The organism is Methylacidimicrobium sp. B4, assembly GCF_017310545.1.
In the GTDB taxonomy this organism is placed as follows: Bacteria; Verrucomicrobiota; Verrucomicrobiia; order Methylacidiphilales; family Methylacidiphilaceae; genus Methylacidimicrobium.
Genome location: NZ_CP066203.1, coordinates 1,506,973 through 1,525,879 on the forward strand (window position 1 = coordinate 1,506,973; position 18,907 = coordinate 1,525,879).

Annotated in this window: 19 protein-coding genes; 14 read left to right on the plus strand and 5 right to left on the minus strand. The window is 63.0% G+C overall.

The genetic code is table 11. From position 1 onward, the window contains the following. The first annotated feature begins 3 nt into the window (after positions 1 to 3). From MacB4_RS07210 to argH, 4 genes are all read left to right on the plus strand, one after another. A complete protein-coding gene (locus tag MacB4_RS07210; RefSeq protein WP_242529165.1) occupies positions 4 to 327 on the plus strand; it encodes a DUF971 domain-containing protein in 324 nt (107 codons plus the stop codon). A 130-nt stretch (positions 328 to 457) separates the two neighbouring features. Then, on the plus strand, positions 458 to 1,369 hold the full coding sequence (gene tilS, locus MacB4_RS07215; RefSeq protein WP_206863211.1) for a tRNA lysidine(34) synthetase TilS: 912 nt from the start codon (positions 458 to 460) through the stop codon (positions 1,367 to 1,369). Next, complete coding sequence (locus MacB4_RS07220; RefSeq protein WP_206863212.1) at positions 1,348 to 2,088, plus strand: pseudouridine synthase; 741 nt, start codon at positions 1,348 to 1,350, stop codon at positions 2,086 to 2,088. The genes tilS and MacB4_RS07220 overlap by 22 nt, the downstream gene beginning before the upstream one ends. Beyond that, positions 2,085 to 3,476: an argininosuccinate lyase gene (argH, locus tag MacB4_RS07225; RefSeq protein ID WP_206863213.1), complete on the plus strand. Its 1,392-nt coding sequence runs from the start codon at positions 2,085 to 2,087 to the stop codon at positions 3,474 to 3,476. The genes MacB4_RS07220 and argH overlap by 4 nt, the downstream gene beginning before the upstream one ends. Before the next feature lie 32 nt (positions 3,477 to 3,508). Here the strand turns inward: argH and MacB4_RS07230 are convergent, their stop codons facing one another. After that, positions 3,509 to 5,224, minus strand: coding sequence for a cytochrome c biogenesis protein (locus MacB4_RS07230; protein ID WP_206863214.1), 1,716 nt, complete (start codon positions 5,222 to 5,224; stop codon positions 3,509 to 3,511). 182 nt (positions 5,225 to 5,406) lie between these two features. Here MacB4_RS07230 and MacB4_RS07235 point away from each other — a divergent pair, with 182 nt between their 5' ends. The 3 genes from MacB4_RS07235 (at position 5,407) to MacB4_RS07245 (ending at position 8,058) form a co-directional block, all read left to right on the plus strand. Next, a complete protein-coding gene (locus tag MacB4_RS07235; protein WP_206863215.1) occupies positions 5,407 to 6,666 on the plus strand; it encodes a bifunctional 3,4-dihydroxy-2-butanone-4-phosphate synthase/GTP cyclohydrolase II in 1,260 nt (419 codons plus the stop codon). Positions 6,667 to 6,754: 88 nt separating this feature from the next. Then, positions 6,755 to 7,426, plus strand: a complete 672-nt coding sequence (locus MacB4_RS07240; protein ID WP_242529166.1) for a hypothetical protein — start codon at positions 6,755 to 6,757, stop codon at positions 7,424 to 7,426. Beyond that, on the plus strand, positions 7,414 to 8,058 hold the full coding sequence (locus MacB4_RS07245) for a hypothetical protein (RefSeq protein WP_206863216.1): 645 nt from the start codon (positions 7,414 to 7,416) through the stop codon (positions 8,056 to 8,058). Before MacB4_RS07240 ends, MacB4_RS07245 begins: the two co-directional genes overlap by 13 nt. Before the next feature lie 13 nt (positions 8,059 to 8,071). Here the strand turns inward: MacB4_RS07245 and MacB4_RS07250 are convergent, their stop codons facing one another. The 4 genes from MacB4_RS07250 to MacB4_RS07265 form a co-directional block, all read right to left on the minus strand. Further along, on the minus strand, positions 8,072 to 8,380 hold the full coding sequence (locus MacB4_RS07250; protein WP_206863217.1) for a DUF1318 domain-containing protein: 309 nt from the start codon (positions 8,378 to 8,380) through the stop codon (positions 8,072 to 8,074). Positions 8,381 to 8,604: 224 nt separating this feature from the next. Further along, positions 8,605 to 9,132 (minus strand): NUDIX domain-containing protein, encoded by a 528-nt coding sequence (locus tag MacB4_RS07255; protein WP_206863218.1) that lies wholly within the window; start codon positions 9,130 to 9,132, stop codon positions 8,605 to 8,607. 134 nt (positions 9,133 to 9,266) lie between these two features. After that, the gene (locus MacB4_RS07260) at positions 9,267 to 10,814 is read right to left on the minus strand and encodes a CHASE2 domain-containing protein (protein ID WP_206863219.1); all 1,548 of its coding nucleotides are present in this window, start codon (positions 10,812 to 10,814) and stop codon (positions 9,267 to 9,269) included. Then, positions 10,783 to 11,562, minus strand: coding sequence for a J domain-containing protein (locus MacB4_RS07265; protein ID WP_206863220.1), 780 nt, complete (start codon positions 11,560 to 11,562; stop codon positions 10,783 to 10,785). The genes MacB4_RS07260 and MacB4_RS07265 overlap by 32 nt, the downstream gene beginning before the upstream one ends. Positions 11,563 to 11,955: 393 nt before the next feature. Here MacB4_RS07265 and MacB4_RS07270 point away from each other — a divergent pair, with 393 nt between their 5' ends. From MacB4_RS07270 to MacB4_RS07300, 7 genes are all read left to right on the plus strand, one after another. After that, positions 11,956 to 12,693, plus strand: a complete 738-nt coding sequence (locus MacB4_RS07270; RefSeq protein WP_206863221.1) for a MotA/TolQ/ExbB proton channel family protein — start codon at positions 11,956 to 11,958, stop codon at positions 12,691 to 12,693. Then, positions 12,690 to 13,130, plus strand: coding sequence for a biopolymer transporter ExbD (locus tag MacB4_RS07275; protein ID WP_206863222.1), 441 nt, complete (start codon positions 12,690 to 12,692; stop codon positions 13,128 to 13,130). Before MacB4_RS07270 ends, MacB4_RS07275 begins: the two co-directional genes overlap by 4 nt. A gap of 34 nt (positions 13,131 to 13,164) precedes the next feature. Then, positions 13,165 to 13,971, plus strand: a complete 807-nt coding sequence (locus tag MacB4_RS07280) for a TonB C-terminal domain-containing protein (RefSeq protein ID WP_206863223.1) — start codon at positions 13,165 to 13,167, stop codon at positions 13,969 to 13,971. Between the two features lie 85 nt (positions 13,972 to 14,056). Beyond that, complete coding sequence (locus MacB4_RS07285; RefSeq protein WP_242529167.1) at positions 14,057 to 15,136, plus strand: biopolymer transporter Tol; 1,080 nt, start codon at positions 14,057 to 14,059, stop codon at positions 15,134 to 15,136. A 6-nt stretch (positions 15,137 to 15,142) separates the two neighbouring features. Continuing rightward, positions 15,143 to 15,688 (plus strand): OmpA family protein, encoded by a 546-nt coding sequence (locus tag MacB4_RS07290; RefSeq protein WP_206863225.1) that lies wholly within the window; start codon positions 15,143 to 15,145, stop codon positions 15,686 to 15,688. Continuing rightward, a complete protein-coding gene (locus MacB4_RS07295; RefSeq protein ID WP_206863226.1) occupies positions 15,645 to 17,144 on the plus strand; it encodes a replication-associated recombination protein A in 1,500 nt (499 codons plus the stop codon). Before MacB4_RS07290 ends, MacB4_RS07295 begins: the two co-directional genes overlap by 44 nt. 16 nt (positions 17,145 to 17,160) lie before the next feature. Next, a complete protein-coding gene (locus tag MacB4_RS07300; RefSeq protein ID WP_206863227.1) occupies positions 17,161 to 18,906 on the plus strand; it encodes a VWA domain-containing protein in 1,746 nt (581 codons plus the stop codon). Position 18,907 lies beyond the last annotated feature (1 nt).

Genomic DNA, 18,907 nt, shown 5'->3' on the forward strand with positions numbered 1-18,907 from the left:
CCCGTGCCTGCCCCTTTGGCTCCGGTCGATGTTCAACTCGTCGGCACCGAACTAGCGATCCGATGGCGGGACGGCAGGGAAAGCTACCTCCCGCTGGAGGCCCTCCGCCGCAACTGCCCTTGTGCGCTCTGCCAGGGCGAGAGCACGGCAACGACGACCTATTCTCCCAAGAAGAAGGACTACTCTGCGGAGAGCTTCGTCGTGCGGTCCCTCCAAGTGGTCGGAGGCTATGCACTCCAGATCGTCTGGGCCGATGGGCACGCAACCGGCATCTATCCCTACTCCTATCTTCTCTCCCTCGGCGAGGAGTCCCCACCGCCGCGCTAATCGGCTTCTTGCAGGCAAGCTGCCCGGACCCGAGCCCTTGCATCGCTGCGTGAGACTCCCTATGCTTCTCCCTGCTACCGTGAATGCGGCCCTCGTTCCCGCTCCAGCTCTTGATGCAACATGCTCGGCGGTGGAGAACCTTCCGGTCCAGCTCCTGGCTGCGGTCTCGGGGGGGCTCGATTCGTGCGTTCTGCTCGATGCTCTGGTTCTCTGCGGCAAGCATCCGACCGTGGTTCATTATGATCATGGTTGGCGCTCCGACAGTCGGGAGGATGCCGCCTTCGTCGGGCAGCTTGCGGCATCGTATGGCCTCCCCTTTTTGGAAGAGAAGGGCGGCTCGCCTGGGATCAAGTCGGAAGGGGCGGCACGGAACCGGCGGTACGAGTTTTTCGCACGCGCTGCCCGCACGACGGGCTGTTCTGATCTGGCCTTGGGACACCACGCGGAGGACCAAGTGGAAACGCTTCTCCTGCAGCTGCTGCGCGGCAGCGGCTCCCACGCGCGGGGCATGCGGGAGAGCGAGGTGCGCGCCGGACTGCGTCTTCACCGCCCCTTTCTCTGGCTCGATCGGAGCCAGGTCCGGGAGCATGCGCGCGTTCGGGGTTTGCACTGGCGGGAAGATCGCTCGAACGACGACCGACGCTATCTTCGGAACCGGATTCGGCACGAACTGCTGCCCTTTCTGGAAGAGCGCTTTTCGCCCCATGTCCGACGGTCTCTGCTCCGCTTCTGCCGTATCCGCATTGCGGAAGAGGAGTGGATGACCGAGCTGGTTCGCAAGGAGGCGGAAGGAAACAGCCTTTCCATTGCAGACCTGGGCCATGCTCCCCTCGGCCGACAGCGACGAGTGGTCCACCTTTGGCTTCGTCGGCGAGGCGTTCCCGACATTTCCCTTGCGGATGTCGAGTCGGTCCGTGGCCTGGCTTGCGGCGAGCGGAACGGAAAGGAATATCCCCTTGCTGGCGGCTGGCATGCCGTCCGAAAGGATGGCGCAATCTCCCTCAAGCATCTGGCACTCTCGTGCGCCTCAATCAATACCTAGCGCGCTGCGGCCTCGGATCACGGCGGGGAGTAGAACGGCTCATCCTCGATGGCAGGGTGACCGTCAACGGCCACGTCCAGGATCGCCTCGCGATCCAAGTCTCGACAGAGGATGCTGTCGCCCTCGATGGTCGACCGGTCCGTCCATCCTCCGCCCTGACGGTGCTCCTTCATAAGCCGAGAGGTTTTCTCTGCACCTCCTTCGATCCCCGAGGACGCAAAACCGTCTATGACCTCCTGCCTCCCCGCTGGAGAAATCTCCGTTACATCGGTCGTCTCGATCGGGAGAGCGAAGGGCTTTTGCTCTTCACAAGCGACGGTCTCCTCATTGAGCGGTTGGCGCATCCGCGCCATAAGGTTCCCAAGCTTTATGAGGTGGAATGCGACCATCCTCTCGATAGCGCCAAGATCGCTACGCTCCTTCGCGGATGCCGTATTGAAGGCCGAACCGCCGCGATCGACTCCTTCCAGATCCTTGGAGCGCGGCGTGTCCAGGTCGTGCTCCATCAAGGGATCAAGCGCCAAATCCGGCTCATGTTTCATTCCCTGGGATATTCAGTAACTCGGCTGGTGCGCGTAGCCTACGGCCCGCTCGTCCTCGGCTCGCTCCCCGTCGGCCAATACCGCCTCCTTTCCGGCGCAGAGGCGGAAGAGCTCCGTAGCGCCGCGGCTCCCGCTCCGCCGGCTGCCCGCAGAAGAGCGCGCGCTTGTCCTTTATGAATCCCTCGACCTCAGCCTGGGGGGGGCGCTTTCAAGAGGCGCCCGACGCCCTTCTCAAGCGCTTTTCCGAATCGGTGAGCTTCGATCGGCGCCTCTATCGGCAAGATATTCTTGGGAGCATCGCCCATGCGACCATGCTGTGCGAAGTCGGGCTGCTCAGTATCCAGGAGCGGGAGGAGATCGTGCACGGGCTGCGGGAGATCGAGGAGGAGATCGCGCGGGGAACCTTCCCTTGGTCGACCGACTGGGAAGATCTCCACATGAATATCGAACGCGCCCTGAGTGCGCGCACTCCCGCCGGAGCAAAGCTGCACACGGGCCGGAGTCGGAACGATCAGGTCGTCACGGGCTTGCGGCTCTGGCTCAGGGAAGAGATTGATGCGGACCGCAAGGCGATCCGCGCCGTCCAGCAGGTTCTCATCGATTGGGCGGAGAGAGATTCCGACGTCCTTATCCCGGGGTACACCCACCTGCAGCGTGCGCAGCCCGTTCTCCTCGCTCACCATCTGCTCGCCTACGTCGAGATGCTCTCCCGCGACTCGGAGCGCCTGACCGACGCCCGGCGAAGGGTGGACGTTCTTCCCCTCGGGAGCGGCGCCCTCGCCGGGAGCACTCTTCCTCTCCATCGCCAACGGGTGGCGGAGCTGCTCCACTTTTCTCAAGTCGCTCGCAACTCCATGGACGCGGTGAGCGATCGCGATTTTGTCGTCGAGTACCTCGCTGCTCTCGCCCTGCTGGGAACCCATCTTTCTCGGCTCGCGGAAGACTTGATCCTCTGGTCGACCAGCGAGTTCGGATTCGTGTCGCTTCCGGAAGCGTTTACCACCGGGTCGAGCTTGATGCCCCAAAAACGGAATCCGGACTCGCTGGAGCTGGTCCGCGGGAAGGCCGCCCGGCTCTCCGGCAACCTTATCTCTCTACTCGTTCTGCTCAAGGGACTTCCACTCAGCTACAATCGCGACCTCCAAGAGGACAAGGAGCCCCTTTTCGATAGCGCCGACACCATTTTGGGCTGTCTGCAGATCCTGGCGGCATTGATTCCCGGGATTGTCGTGCATCGAGACCGGTGTGAGCAGGCTGCTTCCGATCCCGCACTGCTTGCCACCGACCTGGTCGATTGGCTCGTCAACCACGGGATCGCTTTTCGCGAGGCCCACCATGCGGTCGGCCGCTTGGTTGTGCGCGCCGAAGCCCAAAGGGTTAGCCTCTCCGAGCTCTCGTCCGAGGAAGTCGCCCCTCTCCACCCCGATCTTCCCGGAGAATGGTCCCGGCTTTGGAATCCACGAGAGGCGATTACCCGGAGGCAGACCGAGGGCTCATCCCGCCCGAGCTTCGTTCAGGCCGAAATCGAGAGATGGCGACGGCAATGGAGCGGAGAGCCCTCGTAGCCGCCGGCCGGCTCCGATGAGGGAAGGCGGGATCAGGAGCGGCCGATGCCCGAAGCCGAGAGAGGAAGAGCCGGACCTCTCTCCCCGGCTCGGCGCTTCCGCCAAACCCAGCCACACCAGCAGACGAAGAGTAGCTCCGCGAGTGCGAAGGCTGCTACGGGACCGATCGCTCCGCTGCCAAAGCCATAGCTGTGCAATCCCTTGCCCAGCACAAAGTTCACTCCATACCAAGCCATGAGGACGCTCAAAAAGCAGACCACCGCGCCGACGGCGAGGCCCAGCTCACCCCACCAGCCGGCGAGCCGGCCATGAAGCAGAGCCAAATAGCAGAGAAGGGCCACCAGAGCCCAGGTTTCCTTCGGATCCCAATCCCAAAATCGTCCCCAGGAGTAATTGGCCCAGACCGCCCCGAGCACGACCCCGGATGCGAGGAAGAAGACGCCGATCTGCAGGCAACGGTAGATGTATTGCGTAAGAATCCGCTCACCTCCATCCGCGCCGGCACCTCGCCGCAACCATCTCCACAGATAGAGGTCGCCCAACCCGAGAGCCAAGCCGAAGGCGGCGTAGCTCAACGTCACGCTCAGAACATGCACGGTCAGCCAAAAGTTGTTCCGGAGGACCGGTACCAGGGGCTGGAGAGAGGGATCGAAAATCAAGGGTTGAGTCTGGACGAAGAGGAGACAGAGGACCGCAATCGGCATTGCCGCCAGCAGGAGATATCGAGAGCGGTAGACCGCTTCGAGCAGGAGCGCAAAGAGGACGACCCCGAAGGCGACCCAGATCACCGACTCGTACATGTTCGTCACCGGAGGCCGCCCGGCCAATACGACCCGGCAGTAGAAGCCGTAGACTTGGAAGAGAAAGCCGGTCAAGGCCAAGCCCCATCCGATGCCGTAGCCGAGCCGACGACCCCATGCGCTGGTCAGGGCGAGGCAGATCGCCGACGCCGCATAACAGATCCACGCCCACCGCCAGGGCTCAAGCTCGTGGTAGGCTTCCTCGAAACGTAGCTTCGAGGCGTCCGGATAGCGGGAGGGATCGAGGCTCCTGATCTCCTCGCCAAGACGGGATGCGGCGGCGCCGGCCTCCGCGCTCTTGCCCGCAAGGAAGGCCGCCCGCATCGCTTCCCAAGCCGCGTCGAGCTTTGCCGTCACCTCGGCGGGATAGACCGCTCTCGCTTCCGGGAGGGAAAGCCAACCCCCCTCTCCCCCCGGCGGCTCCGGAATGATCCGCAAAGCGTGACCGGAAACGATGCGGGAGAAAAGGTCCATGCGTTCCGTCAGGCCGCGCACCGCCCGCTCCAGCTGCGCCTTGGACGAGTCCTCCTCCGCCGCCATTCCCCGGGCGCCGAGGCGGAGAACAAGTGCCCGCAATCCTTGGTTGCGTTGCAATTCCTCGTAGGAGTAGCGCGTGCGAGAGGGCGGAAGACCGAGGGCATCGCGCAGGATCGGCTCGCCGACCAGCAGGATGGGCTCCTTTTCCCATCCCTCGGGAGAGAGCCAGAGCGAGAGCAGCAAGGGGAGCGCACCCATCTTTCCCCCCCGGTCTGGTAGAACGACGCTCTGCTTGCCGGAGAGCAGCAGACAGCTTTCGCCGGCAAAGCTCGTCAGGGGCTTCTTCCTTCCATGATCCTGCACGGCGATCTCCGCAAAACCCCGCTCCCAGGTGGCTTGGGCTTCCCCAAGGGTAGGAAATGCGACCCATAGCGAGAAAAAACAGGCCCAAGGAAGGAAAAGAGCGCGCATCGATTTGCCCCGAGAATAATCTTCCGCTATATAGTACGCAATCTCTCAAAAAGAGAGAGGCTTCTTGCCATGGGCTCTGCTTCCGCCGTCCGCTTCAGGTCTTCCGGTCTTCGTCTCCTGCGACCGGCCTCCCGGTTGCGCGCTCCCGGATCGCGGGCGGAGCGCAGGATCTCCCTTCTCCCATGACCCATTCCTCCTTTTCCTCGATCGAAGAAGCGTTTGAGGATCTCCGCCGGGGCAAGCTCGTGATCGTCGTCGACAACGAGGATCGGGAGAACGAGGGAGACTTCATCGCGTCGGCGGAGCTGTGCACGCCGGAGACGATCAACTTCATGGCGCAACACGGCCGGGGGCTGATTTGCGTTCCCATCACTCCGGAGCGAGCGGACGATCTCAAGCTTCCTTGGATGGTCTCCCCACAGCAGAATACGGCCCTCCAGGGAACCCCCTTTACGGTTTCGGTCGATTATACGATCGGTACCAGCACCGGGATTTCGGCGGCGGACCGTGCCAAGACGGTTCGGGCCCTGGCGGATTTCCATGCCGCGCCGGCCCATTTTTGCCGCCCGGGCCATATCTTTCCTCTCCGTGCGGCCGAGGGAGGAGTGCTTCGGCGCGCCGGCCACACCGAGGCGGCGGTCGATCTTATGCGCTTGGCCGGACTCTTCCCGGCGGGAGTGCTGGTGGAAATTTTGAACTCCGACGGGACGATGGCGCGAGTGCCGGATCTCCAGCGCGTGGCTTCCGAGTTTCATCTCAAGATCGTGACGATCAAAGATTTGATCGCTTATCGGCTGCGAACCGAGTCCCTGGTGGAGAAGGTTGTCACCGTCTCTCTGCCGACCGTCTTCGGCGAGTTTGCTCTGACCGCCTTTCGCGACGTCCTGACCGGGGATGAGCAGTTGGCGCTCACGAAGGGAAGCTGGTCTCCGGAGGAGCCCGTGCTGACTCGCGTCCACTCTCAGTGTCTTACGGGAGATGTCTTTCACTCGTTGCGCTGCGATTGCGGAGAACAGCTCGCCCTCGCCTTGTCGCGGATTGAGCGGCAGGGCAAGGGTATCCTTCTCTATCTGCGCCAAGAAGGCAGGGGCATCGGTCTGCTGAACAAGCTGAAGAGCTACAAGCTGCAGGAGGCAGGGCTCGATACGGTGGAAGCGAATGCAGCCCTGGCTTTCGCCCCGGACAACCGGGATTACGGGATCGGCTGCCAGATTCTCCGCGCGTTGGGGGTTCATCGCCTGCTCCTCTTGACGAACAATCCCGTGAAGCGGATCGGGATCGAAGGCTATGGCCTGGAAATTGTGGAGCGCATCCCTCTCCATGGGGAGCCGAATCATTACAACTGGCGCTACCTGCAAGCGAAAGTGGACAAGCTCGGCCATCTCATCCCCGCCGAGCTTTTCGAAGCCGCATCCCCTGAGGCGAAGCCCGGCGATGGTTGACTCTTTCTCTACGGCCCTTCGCCGGCGGCGGCGGAGCCGTGGAGGCCGCCGGCTGAGCTTGGCACTTCTGCCGGCGCTCCTATTATGGATGGGCGGGCCTCTGCGGCTATCGGCGCGCGATTGCGCACAGCAGGAGTGGATCGTGATCAGCGGCGGTCCCGCACTTCGATTTTTCGAGCACGGCAAAGCCGATTCTCATGACAAGTACTGGGGCAACTTCATCCGCGCCGCTGTCGCCCGACTCGAGCAACTGGAGCTACAAGCGGACGGGAAGCCTGGCATCACGCTTACGTGGCTCGTCTATCGACCCGCCTATGCCTCTCGCGGTCGGGAGGAGAAGCTCGACATCCTTTCTGATATCGTTAGCCAGGCAAATGCGCTGAAGATCCCTCTGCTCTGGTTCGATACCACCGAACAGCTGATCAACTATCTCAACGCGGGACATGATCGGAAGGTCATGCCCATCGGCGGCTTCGATTACTTCGGGCATTCGAATCGAGCCTGCCTGATGTTCGACTATAGCACCTACTTTGACAACATGTCGAAGGAGTGCCTCCATGAAAAGGATTTGCGTCAGATCGAACGGAAGGCGTTTCTCCGGCGGGCCGTAGTCAAGAGCTGGGGCTGCCATTCCGGGGAGGATTTCGCGCAATGGTGGAAGCGCCGGCTCGGGGTTCCCATGGTCGGCGCTGTCGGACGAACGGACTATGCCACCGCCAGCCTCCCCTATCTCTCCAAGGGGGCGAAGTGGACGCAATAGCCGGCAGGTCTTGCAAGCTTTCCGCGGCGGCGAGCTTGGCCTGCTGCCTCTGTGTCCTTGTCTCCGTCCATGGCGAGGAGCTGGCCTCGCCAGAGGGCTCGTCGCTTCCCGCAGCGAGTCCCAACGGGGCTCCGTCTGTGGCGGCTGCGGAGCCGCCTGTTGCCCCCGCTCAGCCTGCTTTGGCGCCCCCGCAGCAAGCCCCGGAGCCATTCATTCCCCCGCCAGGCATCCAGGTCGAGGAGTTTATCGGACACCGGTCATTCGACAAGGATGGGAGCGGGTGGGGTTGGGTGAGGCGGGCCAATGAGCCCTGGTCTGCGGCCAAGTGGGTCGTGTTGGAGGAGACTCCTGGAGGCGTAGTGGCTCCCTGGCGGCTACTCAATAAAAAGCGGACGGCCGACAACGATGTCGAGTATCGTCTCCGTGGCTATCTTGCTCCCTTTACCGCCTATGATCCTCATACCGACGAGTTTCTCGCGGTCTTCGTTCCCGAACGGGTAGAACCGATCGGTCCAGCCGCAGCACCTCCGGAGCACCCTGGCGCTCCCTCCCATCGAGTGCGGGTCCCGGACTCTACCTCCCCGGTAAACGTGGAGGATCCGAACATTCAGGCTCCCCCGGCCTTGCGGTGATCCCCCGGCCGGCTCACCGGCTCCTCCCCTCTCCCGGCTCCTCTTTCTGGCTCCAGCTTCCATCCGGCTTCTGGACGAGTTCTCCGGGGAAAGCATCGTCTCTCCACCGCTTCCCGTAGAGTATCTCCACCCCAGAAAGGCTTTCTCCAATCTTTTTCGCCTCGTGTGCGTAGAGGAGATAGCGAGATCGATTCTCCGCCTCGACGATCCGATGGACATAGGAACGATAGCCCGCATCCTTCGGTTCGGTGACGATTTGGAGGTAGCCGTTTCTCGTCTCTCCGATGACGCGGGCATTCTTTAACGCTTGCACCTCGCCCATGCGCATCCGCCTTCGCTGCTGCAGGTCACCGACGGACGTCGCCGTTCCGGATTGCAGCGGCGGGCTCCGGATCTCCGTATCGAGGTCGACATCGAAGAGGAGGGGCTCGGGGGATTGAAGACGGAGCGGGGCGCAGGCTCCCAATCCGGAAAAAAGGGAAAGTGCGGAGAGCAGGTGGCAAAGCCGCGCCGGGCGGGTCTGCGTGCGACGCGGCCGAACAGGTCCTACCTTGCTTCGCGAAGGAGAAATCGATGTCGTAGTCGGCTCCACAGGTGGACGAATGCCGGAGAGAAACGTCCCGGAGCCGCCTGCAGCTCCTCTTCGAGCGCCGTGATCGCGAGGAAGCGGCCCTCGGAGATCTCTTCCGGATCCAGGACGAAGGGCCCATCGCATTGTCCCTGGTAGACCCAGATGAACTCGTTTCCGGTCTCCTGCCCGGCGGCGAGCTTGCCGACCGGCCGAAGGGGAATCGGCTCGGCAAGGCCGAGCTCCTCGGTCAGCTCTCTCCAGGCGGCCTTTTCGTACGCTTCTCCCGCGTGGAGGTGCCCGCTGCAGGAGGAATCCCAAAGCCCGGGGTTGAGATCCTTCGAATGAGAACGCTTTTGCAAAAAAAGCTCTCCATGCGTGTTGAACAGGAGGGTGTGAACGGCGCGGTGGCGTAGGCCGAGACGGTGCACCAAGGAGCGCGGCTGCTGATCCACGACGCGATCGTTGAGATCCACGACGTCGAAGATCTCGGGAAGATCATTCATGCGATTCCATTTCTCCTGTCGCTTCCCTGCCATGCTCTCCCTCCCGCCGCAAGGCAAGAGCCGCGCCGGGTCATCTCATGGAGCCATTTTGGTTGGTTACCTCCGCTTGCCAGAAGATGGGAGGAGTCGCTCGCTCATCTCTCCCCAGGGAGGCCATTTCTTTCGGTCGGACCTCCCCGCCGCCTCCGCTCTTCGAGGCGCCGCAAGGCGCCTTGCAGGCGCGTCAAGGAGGAAGAGGGAGGAGGAGTGGGTTTTTCGGGAGGCTCAGAGGGGGACCAGACCGGCTTGACCTCGATCGGGTCGGATGCATGGACGGGAGGCTCCGTAGCAGAAGCGACTTCCACCACGATTGCCGGGGGCTCGAACGCCTCTTTCTGTCGCAACGGAGTAAAATTCCAGAGACGCGCGGCCGTACCGCAGATTACGGCGCCGAAGGCGGAGAGGAAAAGAGTGACGAGGGGAAGTGCTAAGCCGACGAAGAAAAAGGTGACGATGGAAACGACGACCGTACCGGCGAAGAGGACTCCAATGATCGGCACCGCGCCAAACGCAGGCAGCCGGACGAAAAGCCGCGCACCCCAAAGACAGAGGACAAAGGTCGCCGCCGCCGTGAGAAGCCAGGGCAGAGGACGGATGAACTCTCCGTCGACGATCTGCCGGGTGATTTGCATCTGGAGCTCCACCGGTGTCATCTTGCCAACCGGAGTAGAGAGCTTCGGGACGATCTCCCCATCCGTTACTCCGATCCAGACCTGTCGGCCGCGAAGCGGGGGAAGCTCATCGCCGCTCAACTGACCATGGATCGCCTGATTGGCGTAGACCAAGTAGCTGTCGTAGTCGACGCGGGGGATGGTTTTGGGAGACAGGCGATAGCGTAGGGCGATCCGCCCGTCGGCATCGATCGGGATCGTGCGGATTCGCTTCCCCCGTCGGTCGCGAAGAATGATGGCGTGGCCCAGACGGACGGTCGCCTGCCGCAAATCCGCTCCGAGGAAGACGGCGGACGCCTGCAGGGGGAGGGAGGGGACGAGGGCATCCCTGACTCGGAATACCAGGGGTAGCGAGCGGACTTCCCCCGAACCGATCTCGAGGTTAGCCAATCCAACCGGGCAGTCTCTGGCGAATGTCGCTCCTGGCCAGATGACGGATCGATACTCCGTCAGCCGCTCGAGCCCCGGCGAGCCGGGCAGTCGGGCCGCGTCGGGTGGGAGTGGGTCCCCCTGGCGGTCGCCCAGCAGGGCATCTGCCGCGAAACAGACGCGATCCATGCGTCGGACCAGAGAGGCGAACGTCTGGTCGAAGGAACTCATCTTCGGCCCGTTCTCGCTGAGGAGGACCTCGAAGACGACGCTCTGGGGCAGCTGCGCAAGCAGCCCGCGAAGGCAGAGGGCGTATTCGAGCCGGGGCCAGGGCCAGGGCCGGTCCGCCGGAATGTGGTCGATGGCAATGAGAGCGAAATGGACGCTCTTGGACTCGGAAGGAATGAGATCTTCCCAGCGGGCAATTCTTTCCTCCCAGTCTGACAAGAATCCTTCATAGGCAAAGATCGCCAGAAGAATCGACCAGAGCGAAGCCAGCAGCACGGCGATCCGAAGCCGCTTTTTCTCGTTCTGTCGCGACTGGGCCGCGGCAGGCGAGGGAGCTCCCTCGTCAGCGGACGTCCGAAACCCTTGGTCGTTCACGATCTTGCTCCGCGCGGAGCATCCGCTCCGACTCCCGCTGCCATTGCCGGGTTCGACTCTTGAGCTCGCGCGTCTCCTTCCGTATCTCGGCGAGCCTCGCTCGAAGCCAAGCCTCGACCTTGGGTCCCACCGTCGATTCCCAGCCGCCCCGTCCACAGCCCCACGCCGGATCCCTGCGGTAGCTCTGGAGCTCGCGAAGGGCGCGCGCCAATGTCTTCTCCGTCCGGGATACTCTCCCGGTCAGCCAGGAAAGCGACTCCCCCTGGCCGAGGGTGCCGTCGTCCTGCAGGCAAAAGGATTCCAAGAGATCCAAATCTCCCGCTTGATAGGCGAGTTGGACGGCCCTCCACCGCTCCATGCGCTTCCCGTCTCCGCCCCCGTTCACGTCGGGGTGGAGCCTTCTGGCCAGGATTCGGTAAGCCTTTTTCAGCCGCCTCCTCGTTTCTCCGATCTCCACGCTCTCCCGGAGCCCCGAATCGAGAGGCTCCTCTCCCGGGCCTCTCTTGCGATCGGGCTTCTCTGCCGCTGGGCGAGAGGAGCGCTTCGCCGACACCTTGCGATAGGACAGGGCGAGTCCTTGCCCTTTAAGCCAGCTCATCGACTCGACTTCGAAGACGAGCTGCCTGAGCTCGTGCAGAGACCCTTCCGCCTGCTCGATTTCGCGCGCCAATGCGGGAAAGTGCTTTTCGATCCAGGAACGGAACTGGCGGCGCTCATCAGAAAGAAACGTGCGGATGCGCTCGCGCACCCGCACAAGACGCTGTAGGAGAACCCGGTAGCGTTCCTCCCAACTTCTGCGGATCGTTCCCTCTTCCACGAGGAGAAGCCAACGGCAGGGCGCGGAGAGCGACGGTGCAGAGCAAATCCGGAAACGAGACCGCCGCAAACAGGAGTCGCCGCTTTGCAAGTGAACTGGATCCTTCCCGTTAGCGACCTAAGGCATTGGCCTGCCCTCCGCATCGTGGAGGATAGGCTCGGTCGAGCGGTCGGCGCCCGAATGAGATCCGTCCTCGCGCGAGGCCGACGCGCGAGCGTAGATGAGGCGTTGTTGCGGAAATTGCCGTCCTGCCATGAGTGACGCGGTCCGCATGCTCGGTCCGTTTGACGGCGTAGCCCCAAACGCGCATGCTCCTTCCAGATTATGGAAAGCCTTGCCTTGGTCAACTATTTTGCCGCCGCGGGTCTGGTTTACGCCTTTGAGAAGGCGACGCTGGCGAGCAAGTTGATCCTCTTCCTGCTGCTCCTGGCATCTTCGCTGAGCTGGACGGTGATCTTTGTCAAGCTGGGCCAACTCCGTTACGCACGCCGCCAGACCCGGCGCTTCCTCCAGAGGCTGCGTACCGATGCGTGGTATCTTCCGTATGTCAACCGGGAGCGGTTTCCTGGTTCTCCTGAGCACGCCGTCTACTCGGCGGCCTTTCGCGAGCTGCTGCACCAGGCGCATGCTCTCTCCGTTACGGGGGAATCCTCCTTGGAAACTCTGCTTCCCGAGATCCTGGTGAAACCGCCGGCAATGAAGGCGGTCGAGGGAGCGATCGAGCGCGAGCTGGGCACGCAGGGCCTCTACTTGGAGGAGCAGATGGTGCTTTTGGCGACCGCCGCCTCTGGAGCCCCTTTTCTCGGCCTTTTGGGAACGGTTTGGGGGGTCATGGATGCATTCAGCGACATTGCCGTTGTCGGCAAGGCGTCCCTTGCCGCGATGGCACCGGGAGTCTCTGGCTCTCTGATCTGTACGGTTACCGGGCTTCTGGTGGCGATTCCCGCGCTTTTCGCCTACAATTTCCTGATTGCGACCATTCGTTCGCAGGTCATTCGCATGGAAAATTTTGCTGCCGAACTGCAGAGCGAAATCGAGAGCAGATTCCTGGAACCGGAATGATGAAACGCTTTTCCGAGCGATCTTCGACGCGCGGGTTTGCGGAGCTGAACGTGACTCCGATGCTCGATTTTGCCTTTACGCTTTTGGTGATTTTTTTGATCACGACACCACTCCTGGAAAGCGGCATCGACGTCGCGCTGCCGCAAGCGGCCGCCAATCGCCATCCTCCCGATCCCCGCTTTGTGCAGACCCTTACGGTCGCCCGATCCGGAGCGCTCTATTGGAATCAGCAGCGGATCACGAGCGCGCAGCTCCCTGTCAAGATCGCAGAAGCTCTTCACGCTCATCCGGATCTGGCGGTCGCGGTCTACGCCGACCGCGATCTTCGCTACCAGGAGCTGGTGGCTGTCTTCGATGCGCTGCAAACCGGTGGAGTTCCTCAAGTGGCTCTCGTGCATTCGGATGGGCAGCCGGAACGCTCTCCTCCTGCTCCTTGACGCGGCGCTCCTTCCCCGCTCAGAATAGGGAGCCGTGCCGCGCGACTCGATCTCTCGTGAGCCATCCCTGCCGCAGGGAGAATCATTTCCGATCCGTTCCTTCCGGCGAACCTACCCTCTGGTGGCCGCCGGCCACCTCCTGGCGCTGCTGCTTTGCGTTCTGCTCGCCAAATTCATGTCGAACCGCTCGTCCGCACTCTCCTTTTTTTCCCCCGTCTCCGTGGGAAGAACGGGGGTGGGCGCGGGTCCGCCCCTGCGGAGTCATGCGGTTCCGGGAAAGCCTCCGCCCTATTCGACATCTGGAGCGGCGCCGACCCCGAAAGAGGCTTCCCCGGTGGGGAAGCTTCCTGGTGCGGCGATGAAGCCTCCGCCCGCTCCGGCGGCAAAAAAGCATGGCGAGCCGCCCAGGAAACCTCTTATTCGGCCCAACCTGCAGGAAGTCACGCGCGCTCTCCCTGCGGCTGCCCCCCGCCGCGCCCGACCTTCGCCCCAAACCGTCTCTTCGCAGACGAGCCCACCCGGCAACGGAGAGGCAGCCGGGGAATCAGCCTCGAATTCTTCCTCGCTCGGGCCTGGCTGGTACTACTCCCTCATTCGCGATCGTCTTTACGCGGCCTGGGATCAACCTTTGGGCCTCTCGAATCAAAACCTTGTCGCAAGGGTCCAGATTTTCGTTGCCAAGGATGGCCGCATCTCTAAACCTGTGCTCCTCAGCCCATCCGCCAATGAGGAGTTTGACCGCACCGTCCTGGCAGCGGCCCATCAGGTCGACACGGTGGGGGAGCCTCGTCCTTCCGATGTGCCCGAAATCGTCACGGTCACCTTCCGCATGGTGCATTGATTGGATTGGTTCCGGGAGATCGAGAGCGGTGCTTGGGGTTTTGTTGGTGCTCCTGGCGTTGCCTCTACCTCCATGCTGGAGTCAAGTGGAGGTGACCGGTGGCAAGGTGGGGGTGGCACTCCTGCCCTTCACCGGACCCGAATCGGCCAAGGCTCATGCCATCGTGAGCGCCGATCTAGCCCGGACCCTTCTCATTCAGGTGGCTTCTGGCGGGCCGGAGCGCTTCGAAGCCACCGCCACGGTGGGCAGCGGGTCGCTGACCGGCCGTCTTGTCGATCGACTCCAGAAAGGGGCACCGATGGAACGGACCTTCGCCGGCGATCTGCGCACGATTGCGCATCAGTTTGCCGACATGATCACCCAGCAGGCGACGGGCGTCTCCGGCTTTGCAACCAGCCGCATCGCGTTCATTTCGCAGGACACGGGTTTCAAGGAGCTTTATATCATGGACATCGATGGAGCGAATGTTCAGCGCCTTACCGCGGATCGGTCCATCAGCGCCCATCCTCGTTGGAGCCGCGACGGCGCCCTTTTGGCCTACACCTCCTACCGAAGCGGCTACCCGGATGTATTTATCGTGAAGCTCGGCAAACGGACGCGCAGCCGAGTGGCCTTTTTCCCCGGCATCAATTCGGGTGCGGCTTTTTCGCCCGACGATCTGACCCTGGCGCTCACGCTCAGCAAGGACGGAAACCCGGAAATCTATCTTATGCCCGTCGAAGGGGGAATTCCCCGCCGACTGACGCATAACCGGGCGACCAATACCTCGCCGAGCTGGTCTCCCGACGGAAAGGAGATCGTCTACACCTCGGACGAACGAGGGAGCGTCCAGCTATTCGTGATTTCGGCCCAGGGGGGAACGGCTCGCCGCCTGCTGACTGGGAATGCCTACAGCTCGGAGCCCGATTGGTCTCCGGACGGAAAGAGAATCGCCTATGTCGCCCGGATTGCCGGGGAATTTCAAGTCGGCGTCTATGAGCTCTCTTCCGCGACGGCGACGCTGCTGAGCAGCGGGGGGGGCGAAGACCCGTCCTGGACGAGAAACTCCCGCCACCTGGTGTTTGCGCATAGCGGCTCCCTCTACCTCATGGATTCGGTCACCAAGCAGATCGTGGCTCTTCCGAACGGTCTTTCTCGTTGCTCCGAACCCTCTGCCTCACCCTGAACCAAGATGAAGTCATCCCCCCTTCTTCGCCGTTTTCTCCCCACGATCGACTCTCCCGAGCTTTTTCTCCTCCTGACTCTTCTCGTGGGTGCCTCTGGTTGCGCTGGCCCAAAGAAAAGTGGGGGCGTCTCGGCTCCGGAAGAGGAATCTCTCACCACTTCCCCCCTGCCAAGCCGTGGAGACTTCAATCCCGAGACCGATGTTAACTATGCCCCACTTCACGCCGAGACCGTCTATTTTGCGTTCGACAGCTCGGCGATCCCGAACGGAGAAAGAGGCAAGCTGGAGAAGGTGGCGCAGTGGATGACCGACAACCCCGAGAGCTCCCTTCTTTTGGCGGGCCATTGCGACGAGCGGGGCACGGAGGAATACAATCGCGGACTCGGAGAGCGCAGGGCGCTCGCGGTCCGCGAATATCTCATCGGCCTTGGCATCTCGCCCCAGCGGCTTCATACAATCAGTTACGGAAAGGATCGACCGGTCTCCTCCGGGCACAGCGAGGCGGCCTATGTCCGGAATCGCCGGGTCGAGCTGGGAGTCATCGGACGATAGCCGCTCCCTGGAGTCGCTCCCACGCAGACGGCAGGAAGGCGCGGCCTTTGTGGCACGCGCCGACTTGGGGTATCATCGAGGAGTGGACGAACTCTTCCCAACCGCGAGCGATTCCTTTCCGCGTGATTCGAAAACCATCCCGTTGGCGACCCGGCTTCGTCCGCGCGCCTTGGAAGAGATCGTGGGGCAAGAGGCCCTGCTCGCTCCCGGGAAGCCGCTGCGTAGGCTCGTCGATGCCGACCGGCTCGGTTCCGTAATCCTCTTTGGACCGCCGGGTAGCGGCAAGACCTCCTTTGCCGAGGCTGTCGCGTCCGCAACCAAGCGGCCATTTGCGCGACTCAACGCCGCGGATTCCGGCGTTCCGGAGCTTCGCAAGATCCTGGAACGCGCCTCCCTCCATTCTTCCCGGCGGGGCGAGCCGACCGTGGTATTTCTCGACGAGATCCATCGGTTCAATCGGGCGCAGCAGGACGCGCTGCTTTCCGGAGTAGAAGAGGGGGTGATCCGGCTGATCGGTGCGACGACGCACAACCCGTGCTTTGCGCTGACGGCACCCCTTCTTTCGCGGTCCCAGGTCTTCGAGTTTGCTCCCCTTGCGCCAGCCCATTTGGACCGCCTCCTCTCCCGAGCCCTGGAAGATCCCGAGCGCGGCCTGGGCCGGTTTCGCTGCCGTTTGGATCCCATGGCCCGCAAACACTTTGTTGCGACCGCCGAAGGGGATGCGCGGCGTCTCCTCAATACCGTGGAGGTGGCCGTTCTCACGACCCCGCCTTCCCCGGATGGGATCATCGAAATCGACTTGGCGACCGCCGAAGCTTCGTGCCGGCGGAAGATGCCTCGCTACGATCGGGACGAGGACGAGCACTACGATACGATTTCGGCGTTCATCAAAGCGGTTCGCGGGGGAGATCCGGACTCGAGCCTGTACTGGCTGGCGAAGATGCTGGTTGCCGGCGAGGATCCGCGATTCCTTGCCCGGCGGCTCGTCATCTTGGCATCGGAAGACATCGGACTCGCCGATCCCTCGGCCCTCTCGCTCGCCGTTGCCGCCTCTCAGGCAGTCGAGCAGATCGGGATGCCCGAAGGCCGGATCCCGTTGGCCGAGGCGACCGTCTACTTGGCCACCTCCCCGAAGAGCAACGCTGCCTACGCGGCCATCAATCGGGCGATCGAGACGGTGGAACGCGGAGAGACCGTTCCTGTTCCGGTCGCCCTCCGCGATGCCCACTACGCGGGCGCGGCCCGAATGGGACGCGGGATCGGTTATCAGTACAGCCACGACTATCCCGAGGCGATCTCTCCGCAAGGCTATGGCGTTGCTCCCGGCAGCTTCTACCAACCCACGGATCGGGGGGCGGAAAGGGAGATCGCCGACCGTCTGAAGCGATGGCAGCTCCTGCGCTCGCAGGCGAGCCGGCCGTCCGTGGAAGACGCCGCGTCTTCCGAAAAGCAGTAGGGCCTTTTTACCGGCTATGACCTGGCGTTCTCCTTCCTGGCTCATTCTGGGAGTTCCGCTCTTGGCCACGGCCGCATTTCTGCTCTGGCGGTCGAAGGCGCCCGCCCCGAAGGGGAAATCCTTTCTCCGTCTGGTTCCCGAGGAGGGGCGCTGGGCCATCCGGAGCGGCCCGCGCGTTTTCCGCCGGCGGCCTTGGCTCCTGATCCTCTCCGGCCTCCTGTCGATCCTGGCGCTCGCTGGACCGCAGTGGGGCCAGAGCCCTCGGCAACTCCTTCGCCCGTCGAGCGACGTGATCCTTGCCTTGGACCTCTCCCGGAGCATGACCACCCCCGATCTGACTCCCTCTCGCCTCGATCGCGCCAAGCTCTTGATTCGAACCTTTCTCCAGGAAGCTGCCGGCCAGCGGATCGGCCTCTTGGTCTTTTCCAACTCGGCGCAACTCGCCGTGCCTCTGACTACGGACTACAGGGCCCTCGAGGAGCTACTGGGCGAGCTCGGTTCCGCCAGTCTTCCGGAAGCGGGGACCGATTTCTCGGCCTTCCTGGAGGAGGCTTGCGATGCGTTTTCCCAGAGCGATGCGGCTCGCCGGATTCTTCTGGTCCTCAGCGATGGGGAAGACCACGGAAACGGTTGGAAGGAACGGCTTCCCCGGCTGATCCGTGAAGGCGTACGGGTTTATGCCATCGGTTTGGGCACAGACCGGGGGGGGTTGATTCCCGATCCCAAAGGGGGCTTCCTCAAGGACGAGGCGGGGCATCCGGTGCTCTCGCACCTGCAACCGGAGGGGCTGCGCGCCTTGGCCTCCGCCACCGGCGGGCAGTATTTTCGCGGGGACCGGTGGGTCAGCTTGTCCGACATCTTCGGATTTGACGCGACTGCGGACCCGTCCCGATTGGAGAGAACGTTTGGCCGGACGGAACGGTTCGCCTATTTCCTTCTTCCCGCTGTTCTCTGCTGGTCGGCCAGCCTGCTTTTAGAGCTGCCCGCGTTTCGTTCCTCTCCTCGTGTGCGTTCGCCGCTCCGCCCTGCGGCTTCCGGATCGAAGCTCCGCCTTGCTCTGCTTCTCGGGCTGGCGGGGCTGCTCACCCTTCTCTGCTCCACCCCGGCTCATTGCGGTCCAGCCACGGCTTCCGGCCGCGAAGCGGAGGACCCCCTGGTCCGATCCGTCCAGGCTCTTGTGAGGAAGGATCGGCTTTCCGCATCCGATTACGGCACTCTCGCCCGGGAAACGATCTCTTGGTGCCAGAGCCGGCGGGAGCAAGGGCTATCCACCGGGGTGATTTCGGACGGATTGGCCGCGGTCGACCAAGGGGAACGGCTGGATCCGCGTCTTTTCCCCTGGGAGCAGCTCCGCAAAGAGCTTCGGGCCTTGCTGGAGTCGGCTCATCCTCGGGACGCAGCCCCAGAGGGCTCTTCCCCTTCGTCCGAGAACCAGGGAGACTCTTCTCCAAAACTATCGCGGTTTCGTCCCTGGCCGACCGGTCGGCCCGTGCGGCCCGAGGGCAACGGCCGCCCACGCCCCTTGCCTGGAGGCTCCGCGGGAAAGAGGCAGACTTCCCCGCCGTCCTCGACGGCGGCCTCCTCTCTGCCCAAGGATGGAGAGGAGCCGCAGGCCCGTCCGGCGCCTTCGGAGCCCCGGAACGGAGCCAGAGCCCGCCTGCGCCAAGTGGAACGTCTCGACCGCCCGGCGCTCCTCTTTGAGCGAATGCGGCAAAAGGAGGCGGAACAGGTCGATGCCCCGCCGGACACGATGGATTGGTGAA

What these genes read in the sequence shown, in the direction of transcription:
- argH (WP_206863213.1), top strand. Translation starts at nt 2,085, where the DNA reads ATGAATCCCTCGACCTCAGCCTGGGGGGGGCGCTTTCAAGAGGCGCCC.
- MacB4_RS07230 (WP_206863214.1), bottom strand. Translation starts at nt 5,224, where the DNA reads ATGCGCGCTCTTTTCCTTCCTTGGGCCTGTTTTTTCTCGCTATGGGTC.
- MacB4_RS07235 (WP_206863215.1), top strand. Translation starts at nt 5,407, where the DNA reads ATGACCCATTCCTCCTTTTCCTCGATCGAAGAAGCGTTTGAGGATCTC.
- MacB4_RS07240 (WP_242529166.1), top strand. Translation starts at nt 6,755, where the DNA reads ATGGGCGGGCCTCTGCGGCTATCGGCGCGCGATTGCGCACAGCAGGAG.
- MacB4_RS07250 (WP_206863217.1), bottom strand. Translation starts at nt 8,380, where the DNA reads ATGGGCGAGGTGCAAGCGTTAAAGAATGCCCGCGTCATCGGAGAGACG.
- MacB4_RS07255 (WP_206863218.1), bottom strand. Translation starts at nt 9,132, where the DNA reads ATGAATGATCTTCCCGAGATCTTCGACGTCGTGGATCTCAACGATCGC.
- MacB4_RS07270 (WP_206863221.1), top strand. Translation starts at nt 11,956, where the DNA reads ATGGAAAGCCTTGCCTTGGTCAACTATTTTGCCGCCGCGGGTCTGGTT.
- MacB4_RS07275 (WP_206863222.1), top strand. Translation starts at nt 12,690, where the DNA reads ATGATGAAACGCTTTTCCGAGCGATCTTCGACGCGCGGGTTTGCGGAG.
- MacB4_RS07290 (WP_206863225.1), top strand. Translation starts at nt 15,143, where the DNA reads ATGAAGTCATCCCCCCTTCTTCGCCGTTTTCTCCCCACGATCGACTCT.
- MacB4_RS07295 (WP_206863226.1), top strand. Translation starts at nt 15,645, where the DNA reads ATGTCCGGAATCGCCGGGTCGAGCTGGGAGTCATCGGACGATAGCCGC.
- MacB4_RS07300 (WP_206863227.1), top strand. Translation starts at nt 17,161, where the DNA reads ATGACCTGGCGTTCTCCTTCCTGGCTCATTCTGGGAGTTCCGCTCTTG.